Source organism: Pantoea ananatis PA13 (assembly GCF_000233595.1).
Classification (GTDB): Bacteria; Pseudomonadota; Gammaproteobacteria; order Enterobacterales; family Enterobacteriaceae; genus Pantoea; species Pantoea ananatis.
Window position 1 is genome coordinate 229,368 of record NC_017553.1, and the last position, 24,151, is coordinate 253,518.

Below are 24,151 nucleotides of genomic sequence, written 5' to 3' on the forward strand. Positions count from 1 at the left end.
ATCCACGGTTAAAAGCACGCTAACCTGCTTAATTTACTGGATTTCAGGCGCAAACTGTACTGGTGCGACGACTTCGCGTATGTTGCAACGCGTACCTCAACACATCTGATGCTGACTATGAATGACTACCGGCCACAACGATCGTTAAAGAAGCGCCCAATGAAGCTCAGCACCCTGTCGTCATTGATGATGGCGGCCGTGCTGATGACCGTAATATTAAGCGTCCATCTGCTTTATTACATCCAGATCGATAACTTCACCCGTTCGCATTTGAAAGATAAAGCGATGGCGGTGGCGCGCACTCTGGCCGACAGCCCGGAGATTCAGCAGGCCCTGACGCGGCCAGACGGAAGCACCATCATTCAGCCGATCGCGCAGGCAACGCGAAAACGTAACGATTTGCTGTTTGTCGTCGTCACCGACATGCGCGGTATTCGCTTCTCTCACCCGAACCCTGAAGTGGTTAATCAGCACTTTGTCGGGAACGATATTGAACCGGCGTTACGCGGCAGGGAGAATGTCGCGGTGAATCATGGCGTACTGGTTGAGGCGCTCAGGGTATTTACGCCCGTTTTCAATCAGGCGCATCAGCAAATTGGCGTGGTGGCAATTGGGATCTCGGTGAATGACGTCGCGGCGCAAATTGCGAAAAGCCGCTGGAATATTCTCTGGACCGTGCTGTTTGGCGGGCTGGTTGGCATGCTCGGCATATTAATCTTAGTGAAACGCTTAAAGCACATCTTACTGGGATTAGAGCCGTATGAGATTTCCAGCTTGTTTGAAGAGCGTCAGGCTATTCTCGATTCGATTAAAGAAGGTGTGATTGCGGTTGACGATCAATCCCGCGTCAGCCTGATTAATCAGGCTGCGCAGCAGCTGTTAAAAGAAACCACCCGCGAAGCGTTTCTGAGCGGTGACCGCGTGCCGGAAAATGCACAGATGCTGACGCATTTACGCGATGCATTGCACGAAGGCAAAGCCTCTTATGACGAAGAGCTGAACGTACGCGGCAAAATACTGATCAGTAACACCGTGCCGGTGCGCAGTCGTGACAGTATTATTGGGGCAGTGAGCACATTCAGGGATAAAACAGAAATCAGCCAGCTAATGCAGCGTCTCGACGGCATGGTAAACTATGTCGATGCACTGCGGGAGCGATCCCATGAATTCATGAACAAGCTGCATGTGATTCTTGGTCTGCTGCACATGAAAAACTATGCGCAGATGGAAGAGTACATCCTTAAAACGGCCAATAACTATCAAACGGAAATAGGTTCGCTGCTACAGAAGATTAAGTCGCCTGTTATTGCAGGCTTCCTGTTGAGCAAAATTAACCGCGTAACAGATGAAGGCCACCAGCTGATCCTGAGCGAAGCCAGCTATCTGCCCGACAACGGCAGTGAACAGCAAATCGCAGCACTTATCACGGTACTGGGCAATCTGATTGAAAACGCACTGGAAGCGCTCGATCCGGAAATGGAAGGGGAAATCCATGTCATGCTGCATTATCAAAACGGCTGGCTGTCGTGCGAGGTCAGTGACGATGGCCCCGGTATTCCTGCCGATCAGCTCGCCGCCATTTTCGAACGCGGCGTCTCTACCAAAGGTGAAGATCGTGGCGTTGGACTGTTTTTACTCAAGCAACAAACGGAAAGTCTGGGCGGTAACGTCAGCGTGGAATCAGAACCGGGCGTTTATACTCAGTTTCTGGTTCAGCTTCCGTGGGAAAGAGGGAATATTAGCGAATGATCAATGTGTTAGTCGTAGACGATGATGCCATGGTGGCCGAACTGAACCGATGCTATATCGGGCAGATTGACGGTTTTACCTGCTGTGGTACCGCGTCCACCTTACAGCAAGCCAAAGAGCGCCTGTTGCAGACAGATCCGCCCGTTGATCTTATTTTGCTGGATATCTATATGCAGCAGGAAAACGGACTGGACCTGTTGCCAGAGCTGCGCAGTGCGGGGCGTCCGGTTGACGTCATTATCATCTCATCCGCTGCCGATGCGGCGACCATTAAAACGTCGCTGAACTACGGCGTTGTGGATTATCTGATAAAACCCTTTCAGTTTTCCCGCTTTGAAGAGGCGCTGACCGGATGGCGTCAGAAAAAACGGCTGATGGATAATCATCAGTTTTATCAGCAGGCCGATGTGGATCAACTGCTGCATGGTAATCAGGCCAATGCCAGCGAGACAAAACGCCTGCCAAAAGGGCTGACGCCGCAGACATTACGTACGCTGTGTTTGTGGATTGATGCGCACCCCGGTACCGAGTTTTCTACCGATGAGCTGGCCACTGAGGTGAATATTTCTCGCGTATCGTGCCGTAAATACCTGATTTGGCTGGCGCAGAGCAATATTTTGTTTACCAGTATTCACTACGGCGTCACGGGACGTCCGGTGTATCGCTATCGTCTGCAGCCGGAGTACCACACGCTTTTACGCCAGTACTGTCAATGACGGAGCTGAAAGCAATTATCCAGTAAGGTGAAGTGAAAGTGACGTTGTGACGAGCAAATGACCTGCTTGTCGCGCGTCACGAAGACAGCCTCAATATCAGGATGGCTTTTCAGATACGCAATGCCCTTCTCAGCGCCCATGCCATAAATCAGCGTGGTATAAATATCACCGTCGATCGACTGATCGGAAATAATGGTCACGCTATACAGCTCATTATCCAGCGGATAGCCGGTATGTCTGTCAAGAATATGGTGATAACAGACGCCATCCTGTTCGAAGTAACGTTCGTAGATCCCGGACGTCACCACGGATTTGTTCACAACATGAATGACACCAATCAGGGCATCCTGGGCCGCAAAAGGGGTTTTCAGACCGATTGCCCATCCCTGCTGCGGCGCATCACGAGGTGCGCCTAACGTTTGCACGTTGCCGCCAAGGTTAATCAACGCGCTATCGACGCCCTGCTGCTGCAAAAAAGCCTGCACCCGATCGGCAATGTAGCCTTTGGCGATGGCACCCAGATCAATTTCCATCCCCGTTTTGTTCAGAAACACCGAACGCGTGTCCGCATCAAGCTGGACATTTTCAGGACAGGTTAAGGGCAACGTTGCCAGTATTGTCTCCCGCGCAGGAACGCAGTCACCCTGAAAGCCAATTTTCCAGCATTTCACCAGCGGGCCAATCGTGAGATTAAAACTGCTGTCTGGTAACAGACTGACGTTAAGTGCGCGCTGAATTAAATCAAAGACGGGTTGACTGACGCTCACGGGATGCTGACCGGCAGCATGGTTAATCGCCATCACTTCGGAGTGCGTCCGGTTAACCGTCAGCAGATTTTCGTACTGTTTGATTAATCTGAAAGCCTGTGCCGCAAGCTTTTCGTCGTGCTCGAATAGCTTAAGCAGAATGGGCGATCCCATCAGGACGGCGGAATAAGCACAGACTTGCGACTCGGTTTGCATAGGCGACACCGCTCTGGGAGGGAATAAAACCGGCACCTGCATGCGGGCAGATGCCGGCGGTGACGACTAGCGTTTGGCTAACGCCGCAGCGTTGGCACCTGCCAGAATACCAAAGATGATGATGTCCGCAACCGCGTTACCACCGATACGGTTTGCACCGTGGATCCCGCCGACAACTTCACCGCACGCCCAGGCACCGTGGATTGGCTGTTTATGGCTGTCGAGCACGGCTGTGGTGGTATCAATGGTGACGCCACCCATTGTGTGGTGAACACCGGGCGCGATGCGGATCGCATGGAAAGGGCCCTCGTTCAACGGATGACGCAGCGCGGTCTGACGATCGAAGTCCGCGTCTTTCTGCTGTATCACAAAGCCGTTATAGCGATGCAGCGTTTCTTCCAGCGTCCGGTGTTCCATATTCAGTTTCACCGCCAGCTCGCCTACGGTTGGCGCGCTGATAACAAATCCTTTGGCAATATACTCATCGGCCGCTTTGTTATTCATACGAACCTGCTCATCGAAGACAATCCAGGCGCTTTTCTCCGGCAGTGCAATAATCTGCGCAGAAACTTTATCGCGGGTTTCCATCTCATTACAGAAGCGCTGTCCCGCCTGGCTGACCAGAATGGCCCCACCGCCACGAATAGACTCTGACACCAGATAGGATGTGGTTTGCTCAACCGTTGGGTGAATCTGAATCTCGCCCATATCCACGGTATCCGCACCAATTTTTTGCAGCATCGCAATGCCTGCGCCAGTGGCCCCTTTATGGTTGGTGGTGACAAAGCCATCCAGCTCAGGGCGGTATTTCACCACCATTTCCCGGTTGGCGCTGAAGCCACCTGTTGCGACGATGACGCTTTTCGCATTGAGAATACGGCTGTCGTTGTATTCATCCACCACTTTGACACCGCTGACCGCGCCGTTGTCGAACAAAATTTCCTCTACGGCGGTTTCAAGCAGGACGTCAATATTACGGTTATTGATATTTTTCACTAACCCACTGATCAGGAAGCCGCCAACGGCCGAGCGGTCGGCAGGACGGTGCGTACGATCAATGCTCATGCCGCCGGTGATGGTTATGTCATTCAGTTCGATACCGTGATCGGCCAGCCAGTCAATGGCTTCAGGCGCCAAATCAACGAACTCGCGCAGCAGGGTCGGGTTGTTTTTGTACTTACCGCCCTTGAGCGTTTCCTCATAAAACAGTTCTTTGCTGTCTTCGATACCTTTCAGTTTCTGAAAACGCGTCTCGGCGGCGTTCATCCCTACGGATGCTTTGATCGTGTTACCGCCGATAGTAGGCATTTTCTCAATGACAACCACTTTGGCACCTTCATCATGCGCCTGAATGGCCGCGGCAAGACCGGCACCGCCGCTTCCCACGACCACCACATCATACTGTTGCGGTGCATTGGGATTACCGCCCTCTTCAATCACATGGGCTTTATTTGAAGTGGTCATTGCACGCGATACTGCTTTTTTCAGGGCCTCACTCTGCGTGGTCGCGCCGGTGATAGCATCAACGTGTGGGCTGTTAGCCACCAGAATACGATTACGCAGGCTTTCGAAGGTGGTAGTGAAGTCAACGTCCAGCGTGTCGTCCGGTACCAGCGAGATATCTGTAATACGGTCGGTATCCAGCGTGACGTTGATCTTCAGCTTAAGCGCTTCAGCCTCAACTTTTTCCTGATAAACACCGGCTTTGTATTTGCGTCCCGACTCACTCATATCGCGAATCATGGCGTCAACCAGCGAGAAACGCCACAGCGGTTCAGGGATCAATAACGCTTCACGCTGGTTACTGTCGATGTAAAGTTCAAGATGCTCATTATTGATAATGCGATCTGTCCAGTCGGGATAAGCGATGCAGGCTTTACCAATCGCAACCAGGTCATAGCCTTTTTCCAGCGCTTTTTCCGCATCTTCTTTGTTTACCACACCGCCAACGCCAATGACCGGCACTTTCGCCAGCGTTGGGGACCGCATGTTAATAAACTTCTCAATCAGCGGGGTTGGATCGGTGGTATCAACGATAGAGGGGCGCATAAGCTGCCCAACAGAAAAGTGGACATAATCGAGCCCGCGTGCCGCCAGCTTTTCCAGTAGGTACAGGGTGTCATCGAAACGGATGCCCGGGACTTCAAGTTCTTCAGGGGAAAAACGATAGCCGATGATGAACCCGTTATGTGCAAATCGCGCGGCCATTTTATGGGTAATTTCGAGGACTTCCAGCGGAAAGCGGGCACGGTTATCGCGACTGCCGCCCCATTTGTCATCGCGTTGATTGGAATTGGGTGAGTAAAATTGCTGTATCAGATAGGTGTTTGCGCCATGAATTTCAACGCCATCAAATCCGGCTTTAATGGCGCGGTTAACGGCGTCACCAAATTTAGTGATCATGGTATCCACTTCTTCTGCCGTTAGCGCGCGCGGCGTCGTGGCACCCTCACGAGGTGCGGCAATGGCGCTTGGGGCGACAGGGGTTTTTCCCCCTATCAGCTCAGGCTCAACCATGCGGCCGCCGTGATAGATCTGCAAAATCGCTGTCGAACCTTCCTGCTTGATGGCGTCAGCAATTCGCTTTAGGCCCGGAATTTTGTTGTCGCTGTCGATGGCTATAGCCCCTGGAAACGCGGGACCTTTTGGATCGATAAAACAGCATTCAACAATGACCGTTCCGATGCTGCCAGCACGGGCACGATAATATTCAACCAGTTCACTGGTGACCGTTCCGTCATAAAAACCGGTGCAGGTTGTCATGGGTGCCATGATCAGGCGATTTTTTAAAACCGCGCCACGCGGCAACGTAATGGGATTGAGAATGGGGGTGAGTGTATTCATTGCGATTAACTCCAAAAATTCAAAACTCGGGAATTCTGTGCGGACGCTTTTTTATTAATAAATAAGTGGTCCGATGTCATAACGCTAATATACCAATTATTTTAGTTTCATAAGTTTTAATTTTAGTTTTTTAACTTTTAAATATTTCAGGTTTACTATTTGATTAAAGCAGGATCGTGATGTATATTTATTGTTAATCAATAGTTAAAGAAAATCAATGAGAATTATAAAATTAAAAATAATATAATAAAAACAAAAACTTAAACACGTAGTTTTGTTGCTTACCCTTGCCATATCAAGGCTTAAAACCCTTATTATTGCAGTTTAAATATTTAACTTTTGGTTATTAATAATTTAGTTGTTAAAAATTTAATCGTATATTTTAACTTACTTGATCTGGATCAATATTCTGTTTTTAATTAATCGCATCATATCCACATGATCTTTTATAAATGCCTCCATCGCACCAGAGGACAAGTTAAAAAATTATAAGGCATCACGGTTTATTCTCATGATTTAGAATAAAGAAGTCCCTATGGACGAATTGCCGGGACGCTGCTCGAATTATCCTTAACACGTAGAAAAATACTATGAAAACACTCTCAAACGTCAAAGAGCCTCCAAAAGCAGCCCCTGCAGCTGCGGGCAAAAATAAAGCACTTATGCTCCTTTTGCCGGTTTTGGTCGCCGTCCTGTTGTTACTCGTCCCCGTGCCAGCGGGTCTTGAACCTTATGCATGGCACTTCTTTGCCATCTTCGTCGGCGTCATCGTCGGGCTGATTTTTGAACCCTTGCCCGGCGCAGTGATTGGTCTGACCGGCGTCGTCGTCATCGCCCTGTTCAGCCAGTTCCTGCTCTTTAGCCCGGCAGAACTGGCCAACCCCAAATTTAAAGTGGCGAGTGAGTCATTTAAATGGGCGGTCAGCGGCTTCGGTAACTCAACCGTCTGGCTGATTTTTGGCGCATTCATGTTCGCTGCGGGCTATGACAAGACCCAGTTCGGCCGCCGTCTGGCATTGATTCTGGTGAAATACCTGGGCCGCCGGAGTTTAACCCTCGGCTATGCCATCACCTTCGCGGATTTGCTGCTGGCCCCTTTCACCCCGTCGAACACGGCCCGCAGTGGCGGTACCATTTATCCCATCATTGCCAATCTGCCGCCGCTTTATGGTTCAAAACCCAATGACCCCAGCGCGCGTAAAATTGGATCTTATCTGATGTGGGTTGCTATCACCGCCGCCTGTATCACCAGCTCCATGTTCCTGTCCGCCCTGGCCCCCAACCTGCTCGCCCTTGCGCTGGTCAAAAGCGTCATTGGTTTTGATATCTCCTGGGGAATGTGGTTCCTTGCCTTTTTGCCACTGGGCCTGCTGTTGATTCTGACCATGCCGCTGCTGGCGTACTGGTTCTATCCGCCTGAAGTGAAGGTGAATGATGAAGTGCCTCGCTGGGCGATTGCTGAGCTGGAAAAACTGGGTAAGTTGACCCGTAATGAAATCCTGTTACTGGTGTTTGTTGTCTGTGCGCTACTGATGTGGATTTTTGCCACTGCCTGGATCGAACCGGCCATGGCCGCTCTGCTGGTGATTATCCTGATGCTGTGGACCGGGGTACTTAACTGGAACGACATCACCAGCAATAAAGCCGCCTGGAACACCTTTGCCTGGTTTGCCACACTGGTTGCGCTGGCCGATGGTTTAGCACGCGTAGGCTTTATCGCCTGGCTGGGCAAAGAAGGGGGAATGTTACTGCAGGGATACGATCCTCAAGTGTCGGCTGTGGTGCTGTTGATTGCCTTCTTCCTGCTGCACTACCTGTTTGCCAGTACCACCGCGCATACGACCGCCTTGCTGCCTGCGATGTTAACCATTGCCGCTTCCATTCCAGGTATTAACATGCCCGTGTTTTGCCTGATGCTGTGTACTTCACTGGGTGTGATGGGGATTATCACCCCTTACGGTACCGGCCCAAGCCCTATTTATTACGGCAGCGGCTATTTACCTACGAAAGATTACTGGCGTCTGGGCACCATCTTTGGTGCTATCTTCCTGATTGCTATGATGCTCATCGCCTACCCCTGGATGGTGTGGATGTTCTGATTGTGTCAAATGCATTTCGACGCGTCATACGATAACATGCCAACACTTGCCAGCCTGTGCTTATGGCTGGCAAGCATAATAAACAACTCATTCGCCTTTGATGTTGCTCCTGTCAGCCTGCGTTAACGGAGCCAGCACGTCATTAAGTGAGATACTATGTCGAACAAACCTTTTTTTTATCAGAACCCCTTTCCTCTTGCCCACGAGGACACCGAATACTATTTGCTTAGCCCCGACCACGTTTCCGTGGCTGAGTTTGACGGCCAGTCCATATTAAAAGTGGACCCACAGGCATTGACGCTGCTGGCCCAGCAGGCCTTTCATGATGCGTCTTTTATGTTGCGCCCGGCCCACCAGCAGCAGGTTGCGTCAATTCTGGCTGACCCTGAAGCCAGCGATAACGATAAATACGTCGCACTGCAGTTCTTACGAAACTCCGAGATCGCCGCTAAAGGTGTCTTGCCAACCTGCCAGGACACCGGCACCGCCATCATCATGGGCAAAAAAGGCCAGCGAGTGTGGACCGGTGGCGGTGACGAAGCCGCGCTGTCGCAAGGTATCTACAATACCTATATTGAAGATAACCTGCGTTACTCCCAAAATGCCGCGCTGGATATGTATAAAGAAGTGAACACCGGCACCAATCTTCCGGCGCAGATTGACCTCTACAGCGTGGACGGTGATGAATACAAATTCCTTTGCATCGCCAAAGGCGGCGGTTCCGCCAATAAAACCTATTTGTATCAGGAAACCAAAGCACTGCTCAGCCCCGGCAAGCTGAAAAATTATCTGGTCGATAAAATGCGTACGCTGGGTACTGCGGCTTGTCCACCCTACCATATCGCCTTTGTCATTGGCGGCACCTCTGCCGAAAGTACGCTGAAAACCGTCAAGCTGGCATCGACTCACTACTATGATGGTTTACCTACAGAAGGTAACGAGCATGGTCAGGCGTTCCGTGATGTTCAGCTTGAGCAGGAGTTACTGGAAGCGGCGCAGCAGCTTGGGCTGGGAGCACAGTTCGGCGGCAAATATTTTGCACATGATATCCGCGTAGTGCGTTTGCCTCGCCACGGCGCATCCTGCCCGGTTGGCATGGGGGTTTCGTGCTCCGCTGACCGCAATATCAAAGCTAAAATCAACCGCGAGGGTATCTGGATTGAAAAACTGGAAGCCAATCCTGGGCGTTATATCCCTGAAGCACTGCGCAAGCAAGGTGAAGGCGAAGTGGTTCACATCGACCTGAATCGCCCGATGAATGACATCCTTGCCCAGCTTTCGGAATACCCGGTTTCGACACGTTTGTCCCTGACCGGGACCATCATCGTTGCGCGTGACATTGCCCATGCCAAACTAAAAGAACGCATTGATAACGGCGAAGGCTTGCCGCAGTACATTAAAGATCACCCTGTCTATTATGCGGGTCCGGCCAAAACACCGGAGGGTTACGCATCTGGCTCACTGGGCCCGACGACGGCAGGCCGCATGGATTCGTATGTCGATCTTCTGCAGGCAAATGGCGGCAGCAAAGTCATGCTGGCAAAAGGTAACCGTAGCCAGCAGGTCACCGATGCCTGCCACAAGCACGGCGGTTTTTACTTAGGCAGCATTGGTGGTCCGGCTGCTGTTCTGGCGCAGCAGAGTATCAAGAGTCTGGAGTGCGTGGAGTATGCCGAACTGGGGATGGAAGCTATCTGGAAAATAGAGGTCGAAAATTTCCCGGCCTTTATCCTGGTGGATGACAAAGGAAATGACTTCTTCCAGCATATCGAACGTGAGCACTGCTCGCGCTGTGTGAAATAAACACGCGGCGGTAAACATGATGAAACGGCCCCGTTACAGGGGCCGTTTTTTTATCATCGTTGCAGACGGAACATGGCGTCGCTTATGCTTTCGTCGCCTTCGGTCAGCTCAATAATTTTGCGCGAAATTTGCGGTGTTTCGACCAGAGCCACCAGCGTGGCGGCCACATCCTCACGCGGGACCGACCCGTAAGGAATGGCAAAATCTGCACGTACGGTGCCGCGGCCCGCCACATTGGTTAGCGTACCGGGACGAAGAATTACCCAGTCGAGTTGGCTTTCGACCAGGCGAACATCAGCCAGTCGCTTCACGCGCATGTAATTTTCGAAACCTTCAGATGTCTTTTCGCCACGTGCGGCATCCGGGAAGACTGAGACCAGCAAAAACCGCTTCACACCGGCCTTTTCGGCTGCGGCAACCGCCAGGGACAACCCCTCGCCGTCAATGGCGTTGGTCAGCTCAATACCCGCGCCTCCCGCCCCAGCGCTAAAAATCACCACATCGTGGCCGGCCATTTTCTGCGCCAGTTGATCCACGGTCAGCTTCTGGAGATCCCCCGCCACGGGAACCGCTCCGGCGGATTTAAGTGCTTCAGCCTGCTCAGATTTACGATGCAGTGCAGAAACCGCATGTTGCTTAGCGCTGAGCTGTTTCGTCAGATGAGAGCCAACGTTGCCCGCCGCGCCAATAATAAAACATGTCGTCATCGTCCTGCTCCTTTGAAAAAGTCAGATATCAGTATAGACAATAAGCGCAGCGGTAATGAGCGCAGCGGTAATGAGCGCCCGTCGGGGCGCTCCAGGACATGATTAAGGAATGATTTTCTCATGCTTCAGCTTATTGAAAAGCTGAGTGAAGGAATCCAAAGTGCTCCGGTAGCCAGTAAAGCCCGCCTTGCGACTTTTACTCATGTCGGTGAAGGCTTCCATGGGTCGCCCCAGATCCGCGTCGGTGTGCCACCATGAGGCCAGACGCGTGATATCCTGTTCACGCAGGTTTTCACGCTGAGCAAGCGCCTGCCATACGCTGGCCGCCTCCTGCATGCGCCCATCAAGCGGCATCATTTTCGCCGGATAAGCGGCAGCCTCGAGACCAAAATATGCCGCCAGTTTTGGCCACATCCAGTTCCAGCGGAAAACGTCACCGTTTACCGCGTTGAAGTCCTGATTTGCCGCGGCCGGGCTGGTCGCCGCCCACTCAAGTTGCTCAGCCAGAAGACCGGCGTCGGTCATATCCACCACGCCATTCCATTGCTCGGGTGAACCCGGGAAGATAAACGGCCAGCCTTTTTCTTTACATAAGGTGGCGTAAACGGCCAGAGTCTGCCCCATGTTCATGGCATTTCCGAGCGCATAGCCAATGATGGTATGCGGACGGTGGACGCTCCAGCGATAGCCATATTTTTCGGCGCCAGCGAAGACTTCATCCTCCTGGGCATAATAGAAGTTGTCTACCGGCTGACGACCCTGCTCTTCGCGGAAAGGCGTGACCGGCACAGCGCCTTTGCCGTAAGCTTCAAATGGCCCCAGATAGTGCTTAAGGCCCGTCACCAGCGCCACATGTGCGCCCTGGAGGCGTTCGCCAAGCGCTTCAATAACGTTGCGGATCATGCCGCCATTGACGCGGATATTCTCTTTTTCACTGTCCTGGCGCGCCCAGACGCTGAAGAACACTGCATCAGGTTTGACCGCTTTCAATGCCGTTTTTACCGCTTCAGGATCGGTTAAATCTGCGGTGAGGTTGCTGCAGCCCTCAGGTACCGCGCTGCGGCCCCGTGACAACCCGCTGACCTGCCAGCCTTCGTTATTTAGCCTTTCTGCTAACGCTCGACCAATCACACCACTGATTCCAACAATCAAAGCCTGCTTTTGCATGTTAATTCTCCTCTTTTTGCGTAATGCTAAGCGTAATAGAGAATTTCATTCCTATTTTGGGTAATAATTCACATCATTATCAACCTGAGTTCATCAATCATGCACGATCAGCGTCTTAAAGACATTGTTCCTTTTGTGGCCAGTGTAGAAAGCGGGAGTTTTACCGCTGCGGCTGCCCGTTTACATGTCACGGGTTCTGCCATCAGTAAAAGCGTTAGCCGACTGGAGATGCGACTGGGCTCGCGCCTACTCGAACGCACAACGCGAAAACTGCAACTGACGGATGCGGGCAGCGCGTATTACCAAACCTGCTTACGCATCATGGAAGAGCTGGCCGAAGCAGAAGCCGTCCTGGCTGCGCAACGGATTATTCCTTCCGGCCGTCTGAGACTGGCCGTGCCGCATACTTATGGCCGGCTGAACGTGATGCCGTTGCTGATTCCGTTTTGTCAGCAGCATCCCGAGCTTGAATTGAGAATGAGTTTTTCAGATCGCTTCATCGATCTGTTTGATGAAGGCATCGACGTTGCGGTCAGAATTGGCGGCTCAGATGATTTACCCGCATCAATGGGCTGCCGTCATATTGGTCGTGAACGCATGGTGTTTTGTGCCTCGCCAGCATGGCTGGAACGCGAAGGACGGCCGCAAAATGAACAGGCACTCATGCAGCATCGGGCCATTCTGTATGAACGGGCCGATAACACGCCAAAACCCTGGTTATTTAGTGGTAAAGACGGTCATTCGTACTGGCGGGACGTTCCCTTTCGCATGGCGCTGGCTGATGTGGATGCACAACTACAGGCAGTAATTGCCGGATTAGGCGTTGCACAAATGCCCTCGTGGCTGGTACAGAACGCCGTTGACAGTGGTGAACTGGAAATCTTACTGCCGCAGCAGCAACCCGAGGGGCTGCCACTCAGTGTGATTTGGCCCCGGCGTAAGCAGCTTCTGCCTAAAGTGGATGTTTTATTAACCACGCTAACGCAGTTAACCATTCGTTGATTGCGAGGGAATTTAATCGCTTTTTCACAGGGTGAGTAATGAGATATGGCGGATAATATAACGTCATTATAACGTTTATGCCTGTGCTGCCAGAATCAGATGGGCAGGTTAGGTCATAATATTTCAGTACTTTCTGGTCAACCCAATGGTGTTTATAACGGAGTGGCGCTAACGTAGAGGCATTCCAATCCGCTCAGGCGTAGGGACAAAGGCGATATGGCAGCAAGGGCGGTGAGCGTTAAAAAAATCAAAGGTTGTGAAACGTTGCCGGTACCTGACAGTGAACGGCTGCGTTTATGCTAAGTCTGCTCTTTCGCCTGATGGTACTGACTATAATGGCACTTACGCTGGCGGGATGCGCACGCTCAGATGCATTATGGGCGGTGACAGACAACGTTTGCATGGTGAACTATCACTACACTGGCCACCCGTCACCCTGTCAGCAAATCTATATTCCAGAGGGCAAACGGCAGGGTTTTAGCATTATTCAAAACCCTCGTTATCCCTATCATTTCATTCTGGTTCCCACGATTCCGGTATCCGGTATTGAAAGCCCGTGGCTATTCATGCCTGGCCGTCCAGATTATTTCGGCTACGCCTGGCTGATGCGTTATCAGTTGATGTCTCAATACGGCAGGCCTGTGCCGGAGGACATGCTGGGCATGGCAATCAACTCGGCCTGGGGCCGCAGTCAGAATCAGCTACATATCCACCTCACCTGCCTGCGAGAAGATGTTTACAGGCAGTTAAGGGCTGAACGTCCCTATATTCAAGATGCGTGGCATCCCCTGCCCGATAAGCTCTTAACGCATACTTATTACGCTCGCCGTGTCCTTCAACCTACAGCGATGGGCATTTACCCTATCGCATCCGTTGCTCACTACTTTCGCCTGACGCCGCCTATGCTGGCTGAATATGGCGTCGCGTTAGTGCCGACAACGTTCTCGGGTGAAAAAGGGTTCATCCTGCTGGCAACCCGTCGCGGCTGGGATAAAGGCAATCGCGCCTCCGTTGAGTCTTTACTGGATAAGCGATGTGACATTCTGGGTTCGGGATCCGCAAAACCCTTACGTTTTAGATAATTAACTCACTTATGTAAAATGCGCTGAACCCACGCCCTCAACACCTGATGTTCCCGAGGGTGATGAAAATAGTGTTCGGCTCCTTGCACCGTGGTCAGTACCGCTTTGTGGCGGTGTGCAAAGGTGACAACCGCACTGAAATCGGCAATCTGGTCCTGGCTTGCAACCATAATATTCAGGGACAAGTTTTCTCCCGAAACCCGGTGCTATTGGAGATACGCAAGATAATCGGCTCGAAAAACCGTGCCGTCAGAAGCAATGATGACCTTCTCGCGATTGAGCCGGATTTCATCAACATCAGCCTTGACCATCATTTTTCTGATGAGACTGTCGAAATCGATAACAGGCGAGAGAAATAATGCCTGACTTATTTTCTGAGCTGCAATCATGCTAAAACTGGCACCAATGCTGCAGGCAAATAGTGCCGTTGCACTGAATCGTTTCTGAGCATAAGCAAGCATGATTTTAATGTCATCAACGGCTTATGTTACATGGCATTCAGACTCTACATGACGCCTTTCACCCTGAGCAGGAAGATCGAAAATCAGTATGCTATATCCCGCTTTTACAGCCTCAGATGCCAGAATCTCAATGCACTGATCTTCTTTATGGGAAAAATAGCCATGTACGGCAAGGATAAGCTTACCGCCTGCCCGATTACCCCAGTGAACGCAAGGAATGCCCTGCACATGGCTTCGTGTGTTTAACATAGCGCTTCGCCTTCTTCAGCCTCTCACGTCCTCTGAGTCTAACCGGGCTCACAGCAGAAAATTTTGATTCTGGAACGCCTTAAACGGGACAGTTGTCGACGCCGCCAGAGAATGTGGACAACAGTGTACCCCTGCATGGATACCTCTCACCGCAGAACGGCCTTCAGACCTCACCGCCGCTAGACCAGATTACATAAAAAGTGAATTTTTTCATTTTGTAACTTTAACGTTATGTTACTTGGTATTTTTGCTGCCATGATTCATTGCGTTACTTATTGAAATGTGTTTGTCACCCAAACCTTACTATTGCTACAGGGAAAATCACATGTCACAACGGTCACTTCAGGCACTGTGTCTGATGAGTTTTTTTCTGGCCGACGTCAGAGACGGTCTGGGACCATTTTTAGGTATTTTTCTGACAGAACGCCACTGGAGCCCGGATGAAATAGGCCTGGTCATGACCTCAGGCGGCATTGCAGGGCTCCTCTCAACGTTGCCCGCAGGCGTGGTAGCGGATGCAACGCGCTATAAACGTCTTGTCATCCTGACAGGATGCATCGTGATTACCGTTGCGACCTTATTACTCTGGTACAGCAACCAGTCCTGGACGGCGATCATTTCACAGATCGTTGCCGGTATTGCTGCCGCCTTTATTGGCCCGACCGTAGCAGGGATAACGCTGGGCCTGACGGGGCAAAAAGGGTTCAACCACCAGATGGGGCGGAACGAGGCTTACAACCATGCCGGAAACACTCTGGCGGCTGTACTGGCAGGATTCGCTGCCTGGAAATGGGGGCTCGGCGCCGTTTTCATTTTAATGATGATAATGGCCGTCTTTGCCGCCATCGCGACGTTGGCAATACGTGGAGAGGATATCAATCATGAGGTTGCGCGCGGATTAGAAGACAATCAGTCTCAAAAGCCGACGCTGAGCCTGTGGATCCTGGCGCGCAAACCCGCACTGCTGGTAACCGGTCTGACTTTACTGCTGTTTCATCTGGCCAACGCCGCACTGTTGCCCATGCTGAGTATGCGCGTTGCCTCATCAACCGGGCCAGATGCGGTCGATCCCGGTTTGTATGCTGCGGCAACGGTTGTTATTTCTCAGCTGGTGATGATCCCTGTCGCGATTTACGTTTCACGCCGTGTGGATAAAATTGGCTATCGCTATTTGATCATGACGGCCCTGTTAATGATGCCGCTTCGGGCGCTTATTGCGGCAGAATTTCCAGAGACGCTATTCGTTATTCCAGTCCAGGTGCTTGATGGCATTGCGGCAGGAATACTGGGCGTTGCCGTGCCGGGCTACATTGTCTCCCTGCTGCGCGGCAGCGGGCACGTTAATGCGGGTCAGAGTGTGGTGATGCTAATGCAAGGCGTAGGCGCCTCCATGAGCCCGGCGATGACGGGGCTGATTGTGGCTCGCTATTCCTACAGTATTGCCTTTAGCGCATTGGGTTGTATCGCCCTGGTGGCCTTACTGCTGTGGTGGAGCACCGGACGAACGCCGGCGGCTGAACCGGCATAATTAAGGGTAATCTGCCAGCAATCTCACGCTGGCGGATTCTGGTTTGCCCCTGAATACCGCATGCAATAGGCGAATCCGCCATCCTGAATGCCGTTTAAAAGGGACTCAGGCACCATCAGATGTGCCAAAATGTAAACAAAGGTAAAAAATGATTTATACCTATCTCACTTATTAATCACTCTTTTTTCCTGATTACTTGCAAAAAATTACATTCATGTACTATGTTCTCTCGCTGCGGTTAAGAACGCTCTATCATTAATGTCACTGGCCTCTTATAGCTTTCTCTTCCTTTATTTCCGTTAACCTCGCTGACTGGCTGCGAAAGCTATAGGTCGTCTTCATTTAAGTAGTTTGAGGAAAATATGGATACAAACCGTTCATCGTCACCCAGGCCTAAAAAACATTTCTGGAATAAAAAGCAAAAAAAACTCACGGTTGATGACATAACCGTTATCGATAATGACATGTTAAAACGCGCTGTCGGTGCCGCCGCATTGGGTAATGCCATGGAGTGGTTTGACTTTGGCGTCTACAGCTACCTGGCTGTTATCATTGGTAAGGTCTTTTTCCCCGATGCCAATACGGCAATTCAGTTGATCGCGACCTTTGGTACCTTTGCAGCGGCGTTTTTAGTCCGCCCACTGGGCGGTCTGGTATTCGGTCCGCTGGGTGACCGAATCGGACGTCAGAAAGTGCTGGCTATCACCATGATCATGATGTCGATAGGCACATTTTGCATCGGCATCATTCCATCCTATGGCTCAATCGGCATCATGGCACCCATCCTGCTGCTAGTGGCCCGACTTGTTCAGGGATTCTCTACCGGTGGCGAATACGGCGGTGCAGCAACCTTCATCGCAGAGTATTCGACAGATAAACGTCGTGGTTTTATGGGAAGCTTTCTGGAGTTCGGTACATTAGGCGGCTACCTGCTGGGTGCCTGTCTGGTGACCGTAATGACGAGCTTTATCTCATCAGAAGCCATGATGTCCTGGGGCTGGCGCGTGCCCTTCTTTATTGCCGCGCCCCTTGGCTTGTTCGGCCTGTATGTGCGTTTGAAACTCGAGGAAACACCGGCTTTTAAACAACATATGCAGAAGCAGGAGGAGCTGGAGCAGAGTAAACCGCGCCTGACGCTCTTCAAGATGTTAAGTAAGCACCGCGTGCCCATGATGAAGTGTATCGGGCTGGTCTTATTGTTTAACGTTTCCAACTACATGCTGACCTCGTATATGCCCAGCTATCTTACCGGCGTACTGGGTTTACCTGAGCTCAGCGGGCTGCTGCTGGTAATGATCGTGATGTTTGTCATGATGCCGTTAACGCTGATGTGGGGCCGCTGGACCGATCGAATTGGTCGTCGCCCGGTGATTGGTTTCGGTGCAGTGGGCCTGATCCTGCTCGCTATCCCCAGCTTTATGTTGATCGGTTCACATAATATGTGGGCAGTCTTTGCCGGCCTGCTCATACTGGGTATTCTGCACACCTGCTTCAGTGGCACCATGCCCTCAACGCTACCCGCGCTTTTTGCCACTGATATTCGTTACAGTGCACTGGCGATCGGCTTCAATCTTTCGGTTTCACTGTTTGGCGGCACCACGCCTTTACTTACCGCATGGCTGGTTGATACCACGCAAAATACCATGATGCCGGCGTACTACATGATGGTTGCAGGGGTGGTGGGATTACTGACGATTCTGACGGTACGTGAAACGGCCCGTAAGCCCTTAACCGGCTCTTCTCCTGCTGTCGCAAGCGAAGCCGAAGCCCAAAGCCTGATTAATAAAATGGACAGAAAGGCTGAATCCGATCGACCCGCGCCAGCTGACGCGAAATAACCCGCCGTTTTCATCCAAAACACCCTGTCCGCAGGGTGTTTTTTTTATGTGTACATTCAGTCTAGTCATTACCAAACCGGGCCACCGTGCTGGCCGCACCCAGGGCATGTCCTTTGAGTTTCTTCAACAGCTCGTCATGAGTCAAACCCGGTTCAAGCGCAGAGGGTGCAAGATCCGTGGCAATCAGCACGAAGTTATAGTGGTGAATGCCTGAACCGACAGGCGGACAGGGGCCGTAGTAATGGGCGGTGCCCGGTGAGTTTTTCCCACCCGTGTAACCTTTCCCCGTTGTCAGTTCACCCTGAGCAAAAGCACTGCGTTCAGAAGCAATGTTGTAAGCCACCATATGACTCACCCCGAGACCTTTAGCCCCCACGGGATCGGTCATCAGTAAGGCAAAGCTTTTGGTACCGGCCGGACTCTCTGACCAGTTAAGTTCGGGTGATACGTTTTCGCCGGTACAGGCCGCATTACTTTTATTCGCACCGGCAAATTTTTTATCTAACAAGCCATTATCGCTGAAGTCTTTCGACTGCAGGGTTAAAGCCAATGCAGCAGGACATAAAAAGATTAACAACAGATAAGGAAATTTTTTCACCTGATACTCCTGTGTTATCGAGAGGTTATCCTGGGACGAGAGCGAAATTCATCCAATCCACAGTGAAACAGTATATGTCTCAAAACCCGACAGAGAAGTGAGACAGGAGCCCACAGAAGAGAGGAGAAGAGAAATAAAAACGGCAGTTCGCCAGGGGCGACAGGCCTTAAGGATCGGCCTGTGAAGGGGAATAAGGCTTATTTTACTGTCATCTTTCAGGGTGAAATCGCCAGTATTTAGCGCCAGATTGCCGGTAGCAAACCGGTCTGACGCCTTTTTTTTATTTACACAAAAGGCCTGATACTTGATCTGAATCACAAAAATCCGCATGATCTGCATCAAACATTTAAACAGGTATTGAGGCAAAAATGACACTTTATCAACACATGCTGGTCTTCTATGGCATTGTTGCCTCGGTAGCGGCACTCATCACCTTCTTTATCGCCAAAGACAAGCTCAGCATCAAACTGTTGAGTGCTTTTCTGGTTGGTGCAACCTGGCCTATGAGTTTTCCGGTAGCATTAATGTTCGCGCTATTTTGAAATTTCTCTCCTGTAGGTCAGATACATCGCTACCTGCTGGGCGGTCTTCACACTGCAATAAGACACCTTCACCAGACAATTTTGCATAACCTTCCCTTGGCGCAACCGCTGCCCTGTACTGTTCTGCAAAACCCGCTTTTTCTTGCAAGCGATGGCTGCAATCATCGCCACAGCGTGCCGTTCCGATAGACGCCTTTTGTCATACACCGCACTCACTGACTTGCTGACGTCGCAAGATACCTGTTTTGGCAGCGCGCGATCGCCCGCTACCGAAAGGGAAAATCGTAGGGTAACAGACTGAACCTCGTGAAGTTTTTACCCCACCTTTATTGTGAACCCTGGTGTGTTATTTCAGCATAACGGGCCGTCAGTTGCTTCAGGTGCATTTCCAGTTGAGACCGGGCAGCGGCAGGTAAAGGTTCGCCCGCAGGATGTTGTGACAATGCCCGCAGTTGCTCTTCAACCGGTATGGATTGGTTAAAGGACTGCATAGTGGAAAAAACCACTGATTTCAGCTCGCTGACCCGTTTCAAGAATGATTGCCGTCCGACCTCAGGCCAGATTCCCGGCGTTAATATCAGTGCAGTTTCGCCCTGCTCCACTCACTCAGGCCCGATCGTGCGTTGCATTGGCCTCCGCCTCACTTTGTTGCTGCTTTGCCAGAGTCCGGGCGAGAAGCGTTGAATACAACGGCGTTCCGCCGAAATATTGCGCGGACAGGGTAGCCCCAAGACAGGTAATAATCATTGGCAGAATAAGCTGATAATTATTCGTCATCTCCAGCACCAGAATAATGCCGGTCAAGGGTGCGCGTACCGAAGCCGCAAATAACGCTCCCATGCCCGCAACGGCAAAAGTTGCCGCTTCAAGATGATACGCCGGAAACATCGCAACACAGAGTTGACCGACGCTGATGCCGAGTAATGTGCCGAGCGTCAGCATCGGCGCGAAAATACCGCCTGGCGCCCCGGATGCGAAACACAGCAAGGTAGTCAGCGCGCGAAGAAAAAACAGGGAGAGTAAAGCGGCGGAGGTATATGTACCGGCTGAAAAGTCGGGAATTAACGTAATACCGCCAGTGACGGCCTGAGGCAGTACCAGCCCCAGCAGACCGCATAATCCGCCCAACACTGCACCGCCCAGCACCCAACGCGAGGTTTGGCCCTTGTGAAGAGTCTGAAACAGATCCTGCAGCGTGAATATCAGACGATTAAAGGCCACACCGCAGCCACCAAATAGAATCCCTAACAGCAAATATAACCACAGGGTTTGTATCGGCGCATCTTTCAGTTGCCCGATGTTAATGATGGGTTCGTTACCGTTCAGCGCGCGAAAAACAATGCTTGAGGTAATGACCCCAACAAACACGGCTTTGATAGAAATAAGGCTAAAGCGAAACTGCAGGCGCATTTCTTCAATGATGAACAGAATGCCTGCCAGCGGGGCATTAAAGGCGGCGGCCAGGCCAGAAGCAGCACCGGTAGCCAGAATAGTATGACGGGATTCAGAAGACCGCATGCGGAAGATATCCAGACACATGCGTCCAATGTTACCGCCAATCTGAACTGTCGGCCCTTCTCGCCCAAGCACCATGCCCGAGCCCAGCGCGCCCAGCCCCCCAACGAACTTCACCGGTAAAACTCGCCACCAGCGTACGGGCCTTAACTCCTCCAGCGCACCTTCTATTTCAGGAATGCCCGATCCACCCGCTTCAGGCGCAAATCGCCTGACAAGAAAATAGCCTGATGCTGCCAGCCCTGCGGAAAAAATAAAGGCAAACAAGCCCATTAACAAGGCATTGTTTTCAAACTGGCTCAGCCAGTGGAGGCGGGAATGTATGACCCAGCTTACCGCTCTGTCGAATGCCACCGCCGTCAGGCCTGTTAATACGCCCACCAGCGCGGCGAGCAGTAATAAGGCAACCGGCGTTTTATCTCGCCGAATAAGATATTGCAACAACCGTAGCCGACGGGGGCGAAAAAGACCGGGTCGGTTTGAGACAAAAGCGCGCATGCCTGACCTCAAAATTAGCGTGCTGAACAGCACCAACAATGCAAATTAAATCCAGAGGTTATCGCATCCCCGCCATAATTCCTCGCTTTTATTTATCTCCGAATTTTACTAAATCAGCAACCTGCTGCTGCATAAGGGATGATGTAGGGTAATCATCACGCCTGATAAAATTTCAGGCCTCCTCTGGCAATTTTATCTGCAAGCCATTGATTTGCAGCCTGAGGACGCTCATCATCCTGCGCCATCAACGATCTTTCTGGAGACGCGTGTGTGACCACTCTCAGTAATTCACTGCTTGAAGCCGTTCTTGAGCAGGTCCGTCCGTTAGTTCATCAGGGCAAAGTCGCTAATTACATTCCGGCGCTGGCTGACGTCGCGGCCGACCATCTGGGTATAGCGGTCTGTTTACGTGATGGCACAGTTTTTCAGGCAGGCGATGCTGAAACTCGTTTTTCGATCCAGTCCATTTCGAAAGTGCTCTCACTCACCGTCGCGCTGACGCGTTATGAGGATGCGGAGATATGGCGGCGAGTGGGTAAAGAACCCTCCGGTCAGCCTTTTAATTCGCTGGTTCAGCTTGAACTGGAGCAGGGAAAACCCCGTAATCCCTTTATTAACGCCGGGGCGCTGGTGATCTGCGATTTGCTTGAAACCCGGCTGACAGCACCGCGTCAGCGTATGCTGGAAATAATCCGTCAGCTCAGTCAGCAATCGGATATTCAGTACGATCGTCACGTCGCCCGTTCTGAATACGAACACTCTGCCCGCAACGCGGCTATCGCCTGGCTGATGAAGTCATTTGGTAATTTTGACAACGACGTCACCAGCGTTATGCAGACTTATTTTCACTACTGCTCATTGTCCATGAACTGTATTGAACTGGCTCGCAGTTTTATTTATCTGGCTAATCAGGGAAAAACCCTGGATGGCGCGTCCCTGATTTCGTCCCGCCAGGCGCGGCAGATCAATGCGCTAATGATTACCAGCGGTATGTACGACGGGGCTGGCGAATTTGCCTGGCGGGTGGGCATGCCCGCCAAATCCGGGGTTGGCGGCGGTATCATTGCCGTCATTCCTGGTGAAATGAGCATCGCGGTCTGGTCACCCGGATTGGATAGCGCGGGCAATTCGTTAGCCGGCACCGCCGCGCTGGAGTGCCTGACTGACAAACTCGGTCGTTCGATATTCTGATTCAGCTCACGACATTCACGGGCCGGTTTTGCTCAAATCCCGCCAGGTTCACCATGAGTCCCTGAAGCAGATTGTGCATGCCGCTGTTACTCGCCCAGGCAATGTGCGGTGTCAGGAGAAGATTGGGGATATCGGGCTGGAGAAGAGGATGATCCCGCGCAGGGGGTTCACTGCTGAGAACGTCCAGCGCTGCACCGGCAAGGGTGCCATTCCGCAGGGCATCTGCCAGTTGCGCCTCGTGAATTAAGCCGCCCCGCGCGGTGTTAATCAGTAACGCCTGGGGTTTCATCTTTTCCAGCGTCTCGCGATCGATCAGATGACGGGTTTGCTCGCTAAGAGGGCAGTGCAGTGAAATGATATCGCTGGAGGCCAGCATCGCATCAAAGCTGACATAGCCGTCACGGATCCTGCTGCTGTCTTTGCGTTCGGCATAAAGCACACGCATTCCCAAGGCCTGTGCCAGCCTGCCGACTGCGCTGCCGATGTCGCCCTTTCCAACAATACCCAGCGTTGCGCCAGCAATATCCTGAATCGGCGCCCGGTGCAGGCAAAAATGAGAGGATTCAGGCCAGGAGTGACGCGTGCTGTTGGCGTATTCCACGATCTGGCGCCGCAAGGCAAAAATAAAGGCTATCACGCCTTCCGAAACACTTTGCGTTGAGTAACCCGGAATGTTGCTCACCACAATGCCACGTTCTTTGCAGGCTGCAATATCAATGCAGTCATAGCCCGTTGCCGTGACACAGATGTATCGCAGGTCGGGGAGCTGTGCCAGCGTCGCCGCACGTAAGGGCACCTTGTTGGTGATGGCAATGGTCGCCCCCTTTAGCGCTGTAACGATCTCGTCTTCGGCCGTGTCCGTTCGAAATTGCCAGTCACTACACCAGGCGGGCTGAGTCGGTGGCACGGGCAATGTGTCGCCATCGAGTGTTACGATTTTCATTAGATCTCCTTTATTACGATATCACCAACAAATAATGTTATTTAAATGTACGGCATGAGTAACGATAAAGTTAACTTCAAAGCCAATTTGAGTGAATGTGTTCAAAAGGTGCGACTTTCGATGGCTTAAATGTCATTTTTTTTAACCCTTTTATCTCCGTCGCGTTACACTGCCGCCCTGAAATTGTGAATAACTATCCTGTTCTGATGATGAAATCCACCCGCTGTAAACAACAACGACTGAGCGCCTGTATTGCGATACTGGCTGTAATGCTGTTGTTTATTGCACCTGTGGTATCAAAAAATCTTGCTGAACGCCATGATGCGATGACGATGTCAGGCATGAGTGCGGATATGCCGATGATGGATCATCACAGCGATATGGCGATGACCGATCACAGTATGATGAACGACGGCCTCGCCTGCGGTTATTGCGATCTGCTGGTGCATGTTCCGTTAATGTTGTGGGTATTTATTCCTTTCATCTGGTTGATCTGCCTGACCTGTCGCGCTCCTCCGCCCCGGCACATTGCGCGCCTGGCGTTACCGCGCCTGAACGGTATTTATCGACCCCGCGCACCACCGTTGCCCCGGTTGTTTATTTCCTCGATGTGATCTTTTCTTCTTACGCCATGGCGCAGGAGGAAAAGCCCGGTAT

The 24,151-nt window shown here is 51.6% G+C and carries 21 protein-coding genes and 1 pseudogene; 11 read left to right on the forward strand and 11 right to left on the reverse strand.

What is annotated here, in order from left to right; translation table 11 throughout:
* Positions 1-117: 117 nt before the first annotated feature.
* Together PAGR_RS22545 and dcuR are read left to right on the forward strand one after the other, a co-directional pair.
* Complete coding sequence (locus PAGR_RS22545) at positions 118-1,749, forward strand: sensor histidine kinase (protein WP_425026402.1); 1,632 nt, start codon at positions 118-120, stop codon at positions 1,747-1,749.
* The gene (gene dcuR / locus PAGR_RS22550; RefSeq protein ID WP_013027948.1) at positions 1,746-2,465 is read left to right on the forward strand and encodes a two-component system response regulator DcuR; all 720 of its coding nucleotides are present in this window, start codon (positions 1,746-1,748) and stop codon (positions 2,463-2,465) included. Before PAGR_RS22545 ends, dcuR begins: the two co-directional genes overlap by 4 nt.
* Here the strand turns inward: dcuR and PAGR_RS22555 are convergent.
* The gene (locus PAGR_RS22555; RefSeq protein ID WP_014604676.1) at positions 2,459-3,427 is read right to left on the reverse strand and encodes an FAD:protein FMN transferase; all 969 of its coding nucleotides are present in this window, start codon (positions 3,425-3,427) and stop codon (positions 2,459-2,461) included. The two genes, dcuR and PAGR_RS22555, sit on opposite strands and share 7 nt — an antisense overlap.
* Positions 3,428-3,493: 66 nt before the next feature.
* Positions 3,494-6,271, reverse strand: a complete 2,778-nt coding sequence (locus PAGR_RS22560) for a flavocytochrome c (RefSeq protein ID WP_014333233.1) — start codon at positions 6,269-6,271, stop codon at positions 3,494-3,496.
* 590 nt (positions 6,272-6,861) lie between these two features.
* On the opposite strand from PAGR_RS22560, the gene PAGR_RS22565 reads away from it, so the two are divergent.
* The gene (locus tag PAGR_RS22565) at positions 6,862-8,370 is read left to right on the forward strand and encodes a DASS family sodium-coupled anion symporter (protein ID WP_013027951.1); all 1,509 of its coding nucleotides are present in this window, start codon (positions 6,862-6,864) and stop codon (positions 8,368-8,370) included.
* A gap of 156 nt (positions 8,371-8,526) precedes the next feature.
* Entirely contained in the window at positions 8,527-10,173 is a 1,647-nt protein-coding gene (fumA, locus tag PAGR_RS22570) for a class I fumarate hydratase FumA (protein ID WP_014598272.1), read from the forward strand.
* A 53-nt stretch (positions 10,174-10,226) separates the two neighbouring features.
* On the opposite strand, the gene PAGR_RS22575 is transcribed toward fumA, so the two are convergent.
* Both PAGR_RS22575 and PAGR_RS22580 read right to left on the reverse strand, forming a co-directional pair.
* Entirely contained in the window at positions 10,227-10,880 is a 654-nt protein-coding gene (locus tag PAGR_RS22575) for an SDR family oxidoreductase (RefSeq protein ID WP_014604677.1), read from the reverse strand.
* A gap of 102 nt (positions 10,881-10,982) precedes the next feature.
* Positions 10,983-12,047 carry an SDR family oxidoreductase gene (locus PAGR_RS22580; protein WP_014598270.1) on the reverse strand — a complete coding sequence of 355 codons (1,065 nt, stop codon included), beginning with the start codon at positions 12,045-12,047 and terminating at the stop codon, positions 10,983-10,985.
* 99 nt (positions 12,048-12,146) lie between these two features.
* Between PAGR_RS22580 and PAGR_RS22585 the strand changes: the two genes are divergently transcribed.
* Positions 12,147-13,049: a LysR family transcriptional regulator gene (locus PAGR_RS22585; protein ID WP_013027955.1), complete on the forward strand. Its 903-nt coding sequence runs from the start codon at positions 12,147-12,149 to the stop codon at positions 13,047-13,049.
* 296 nt (positions 13,050-13,345) lie between these two features.
* Entirely contained in the window at positions 13,346-14,131 is a 786-nt protein-coding gene (locus tag PAGR_RS22590; protein WP_014604678.1) for a CDP-diacylglycerol pyrophosphatase, read from the forward strand.
* 5 nt (positions 14,132-14,136) lie between these two features.
* Here the strand turns inward: PAGR_RS22590 and PAGR_RS22595 are convergent, their stop codons facing one another.
* Genes PAGR_RS22595 through PAGR_RS24230 form a run of 3 tightly spaced genes read right to left on the reverse strand, consistent with a single transcriptional unit; the run spans position 14,137 to position 14,841 of the window.
* Positions 14,137-14,316: a hypothetical protein gene (locus tag PAGR_RS22595; RefSeq protein WP_014604679.1), complete on the reverse strand. Its 180-nt coding sequence runs from the start codon at positions 14,314-14,316 to the stop codon at positions 14,137-14,139.
* Between the two features lie 21 nt (positions 14,317-14,337).
* The gene (locus PAGR_RS24225) at positions 14,338-14,592 is read right to left on the reverse strand and encodes a hypothetical protein (protein ID WP_237711093.1); all 255 of its coding nucleotides are present in this window, start codon (positions 14,590-14,592) and stop codon (positions 14,338-14,340) included.
* A 21-nt stretch (positions 14,593-14,613) separates the two neighbouring features.
* Positions 14,614-14,841, reverse strand: a complete 228-nt coding sequence (locus tag PAGR_RS24230) for an alpha/beta fold hydrolase (RefSeq protein WP_237711094.1) — start codon at positions 14,839-14,841, stop codon at positions 14,614-14,616.
* A 325-nt stretch (positions 14,842-15,166) separates the two neighbouring features.
* Here PAGR_RS24230 and PAGR_RS22605 point away from each other — a divergent pair, with 325 nt between their 5' ends.
* Entirely contained in the window at positions 15,167-16,369 is a 1,203-nt protein-coding gene (locus PAGR_RS22605; RefSeq protein WP_014598266.1) for an MFS transporter, read from the forward strand.
* Between the two features lie 362 nt (positions 16,370-16,731).
* Positions 16,732-18,207 carry a glycine betaine/L-proline transporter ProP gene (gene proP, locus PAGR_RS22610; protein WP_014333243.1) on the forward strand — a complete coding sequence of 492 codons (1,476 nt, stop codon included), beginning with the start codon at positions 16,732-16,734 and terminating at the stop codon, positions 18,205-18,207.
* 61 nt (positions 18,208-18,268) lie between these two features.
* On the opposite strand, the gene PAGR_RS22615 is transcribed toward proP, so the two are convergent.
* Positions 18,269-18,805 carry a YbhB/YbcL family Raf kinase inhibitor-like protein gene (locus PAGR_RS22615; protein ID WP_013027961.1) on the reverse strand — a complete coding sequence of 179 codons (537 nt, stop codon included), beginning with the start codon at positions 18,803-18,805 and terminating at the stop codon, positions 18,269-18,271.
* 368 nt (positions 18,806-19,173) lie between these two features.
* On the opposite strand from PAGR_RS22615, the gene PAGR_RS23445 reads away from it, so the two are divergent.
* On the forward strand, positions 19,174-19,347 hold the full coding sequence (locus PAGR_RS23445; protein WP_014333244.1) for a GhoT/OrtT family toxin: 174 nt from the start codon (positions 19,174-19,176) through the stop codon (positions 19,345-19,347).
* Between the two features lie 326 nt (positions 19,348-19,673).
* Here the strand turns inward: PAGR_RS23445 and PAGR_RS22620 are convergent.
* Both PAGR_RS22620 and clcA read right to left on the reverse strand, forming a co-directional pair.
* A pseudogene (locus PAGR_RS22620) lies at positions 19,674-19,871 on the reverse strand (VasL domain-containing protein); the annotation flags it as partial.
* 82 nt (positions 19,872-19,953) lie between these two features.
* Positions 19,954-21,372 carry a H(+)/Cl(-) exchange transporter ClcA gene (clcA, locus tag PAGR_RS22625; protein ID WP_024471503.1) on the reverse strand — a complete coding sequence of 473 codons (1,419 nt, stop codon included), beginning with the start codon at positions 21,370-21,372 and terminating at the stop codon, positions 19,954-19,956.
* 258 nt (positions 21,373-21,630) lie between these two features.
* Between clcA and glsB the strand changes: the two genes are divergently transcribed.
* A complete protein-coding gene (gene glsB / locus PAGR_RS22630) occupies positions 21,631-22,551 on the forward strand; it encodes a glutaminase B (RefSeq protein ID WP_014598235.1) in 921 nt (306 codons plus the stop codon).
* A gap of 1 nt (position 22,552) precedes the next feature.
* Here the strand turns inward: glsB and PAGR_RS22635 are convergent, their stop codons facing one another.
* Positions 22,553-23,494, reverse strand: coding sequence for a D-2-hydroxyacid dehydrogenase (locus PAGR_RS22635; RefSeq protein WP_013027987.1), 942 nt, complete (start codon positions 23,492-23,494; stop codon positions 22,553-22,555).
* A gap of 185 nt (positions 23,495-23,679) precedes the next feature.
* Between PAGR_RS22635 and PAGR_RS22640 the strand changes: the two genes are divergently transcribed.
* Positions 23,680-24,108 carry a DUF2946 domain-containing protein gene (locus tag PAGR_RS22640; protein WP_029571294.1) on the forward strand — a complete coding sequence of 143 codons (429 nt, stop codon included), beginning with the start codon at positions 23,680-23,682 and terminating at the stop codon, positions 24,106-24,108.
* The last annotated feature ends 43 nt before the right edge of the window (positions 24,109-24,151 follow it).

Excerpts from the sequence above, each read along its gene's own strand:
- PAGR_RS22605 (WP_014598266.1), top strand. The coding sequence starts at position 15,167 with ATGTCACAACGGTCACTTCAGGCACTGTGTCTGATGAGTTTTTTTCTG.
- PAGR_RS22575 (WP_014604677.1), bottom strand. The coding sequence starts at position 10,880 with ATGACGACATGTTTTATTATTGGCGCGGCGGGCAACGTTGGCTCTCAT.
- PAGR_RS22545 (WP_425026402.1), top strand. The coding sequence starts at position 118 with ATGAATGACTACCGGCCACAACGATCGTTAAAGAAGCGCCCAATGAAG.
- PAGR_RS22565 (WP_013027951.1), top strand. The coding sequence starts at position 6,862 with ATGAAAACACTCTCAAACGTCAAAGAGCCTCCAAAAGCAGCCCCTGCA.
- PAGR_RS22585 (WP_013027955.1), top strand. The coding sequence starts at position 12,147 with ATGCACGATCAGCGTCTTAAAGACATTGTTCCTTTTGTGGCCAGTGTA.
- PAGR_RS22555 (WP_014604676.1), bottom strand. The coding sequence starts at position 3,427 with ATGCAAACCGAGTCGCAAGTCTGTGCTTATTCCGCCGTCCTGATGGGA.
- PAGR_RS22635 (WP_013027987.1), bottom strand. The coding sequence starts at position 23,494 with ATGAAAATCGTAACACTCGATGGCGACACATTGCCCGTGCCACCGACT.
- PAGR_RS24230 (WP_237711094.1), bottom strand. The coding sequence starts at position 14,841 with ATGTTAAACACACGAAGCCATGTGCAGGGCATTCCTTGCGTTCACTGG.
- dcuR (WP_013027948.1), top strand. The coding sequence starts at position 1,746 with ATGATCAATGTGTTAGTCGTAGACGATGATGCCATGGTGGCCGAACTG.
- PAGR_RS22580 (WP_014598270.1), bottom strand. The coding sequence starts at position 12,047 with ATGCAAAAGCAGGCTTTGATTGTTGGAATCAGTGGTGTGATTGGTCGA.
- PAGR_RS24225 (WP_237711093.1), bottom strand. The coding sequence starts at position 14,592 with ATGCTTGCTTATGCTCAGAAACGATTCAGTGCAACGGCACTATTTGCC.
- fumA (WP_014598272.1), top strand. The coding sequence starts at position 8,527 with ATGTCGAACAAACCTTTTTTTTATCAGAACCCCTTTCCTCTTGCCCAC.
- PAGR_RS23445 (WP_014333244.1), top strand. The coding sequence starts at position 19,174 with ATGACACTTTATCAACACATGCTGGTCTTCTATGGCATTGTTGCCTCG.
- PAGR_RS22590 (WP_014604678.1), top strand. The coding sequence starts at position 13,346 with ATGCTAAGTCTGCTCTTTCGCCTGATGGTACTGACTATAATGGCACTT.
- PAGR_RS22560 (WP_014333233.1), bottom strand. The coding sequence starts at position 6,271 with ATGAATACACTCACCCCCATTCTCAATCCCATTACGTTGCCGCGTGGC.
- proP (WP_014333243.1), top strand. The coding sequence starts at position 16,732 with ATGGATACAAACCGTTCATCGTCACCCAGGCCTAAAAAACATTTCTGG.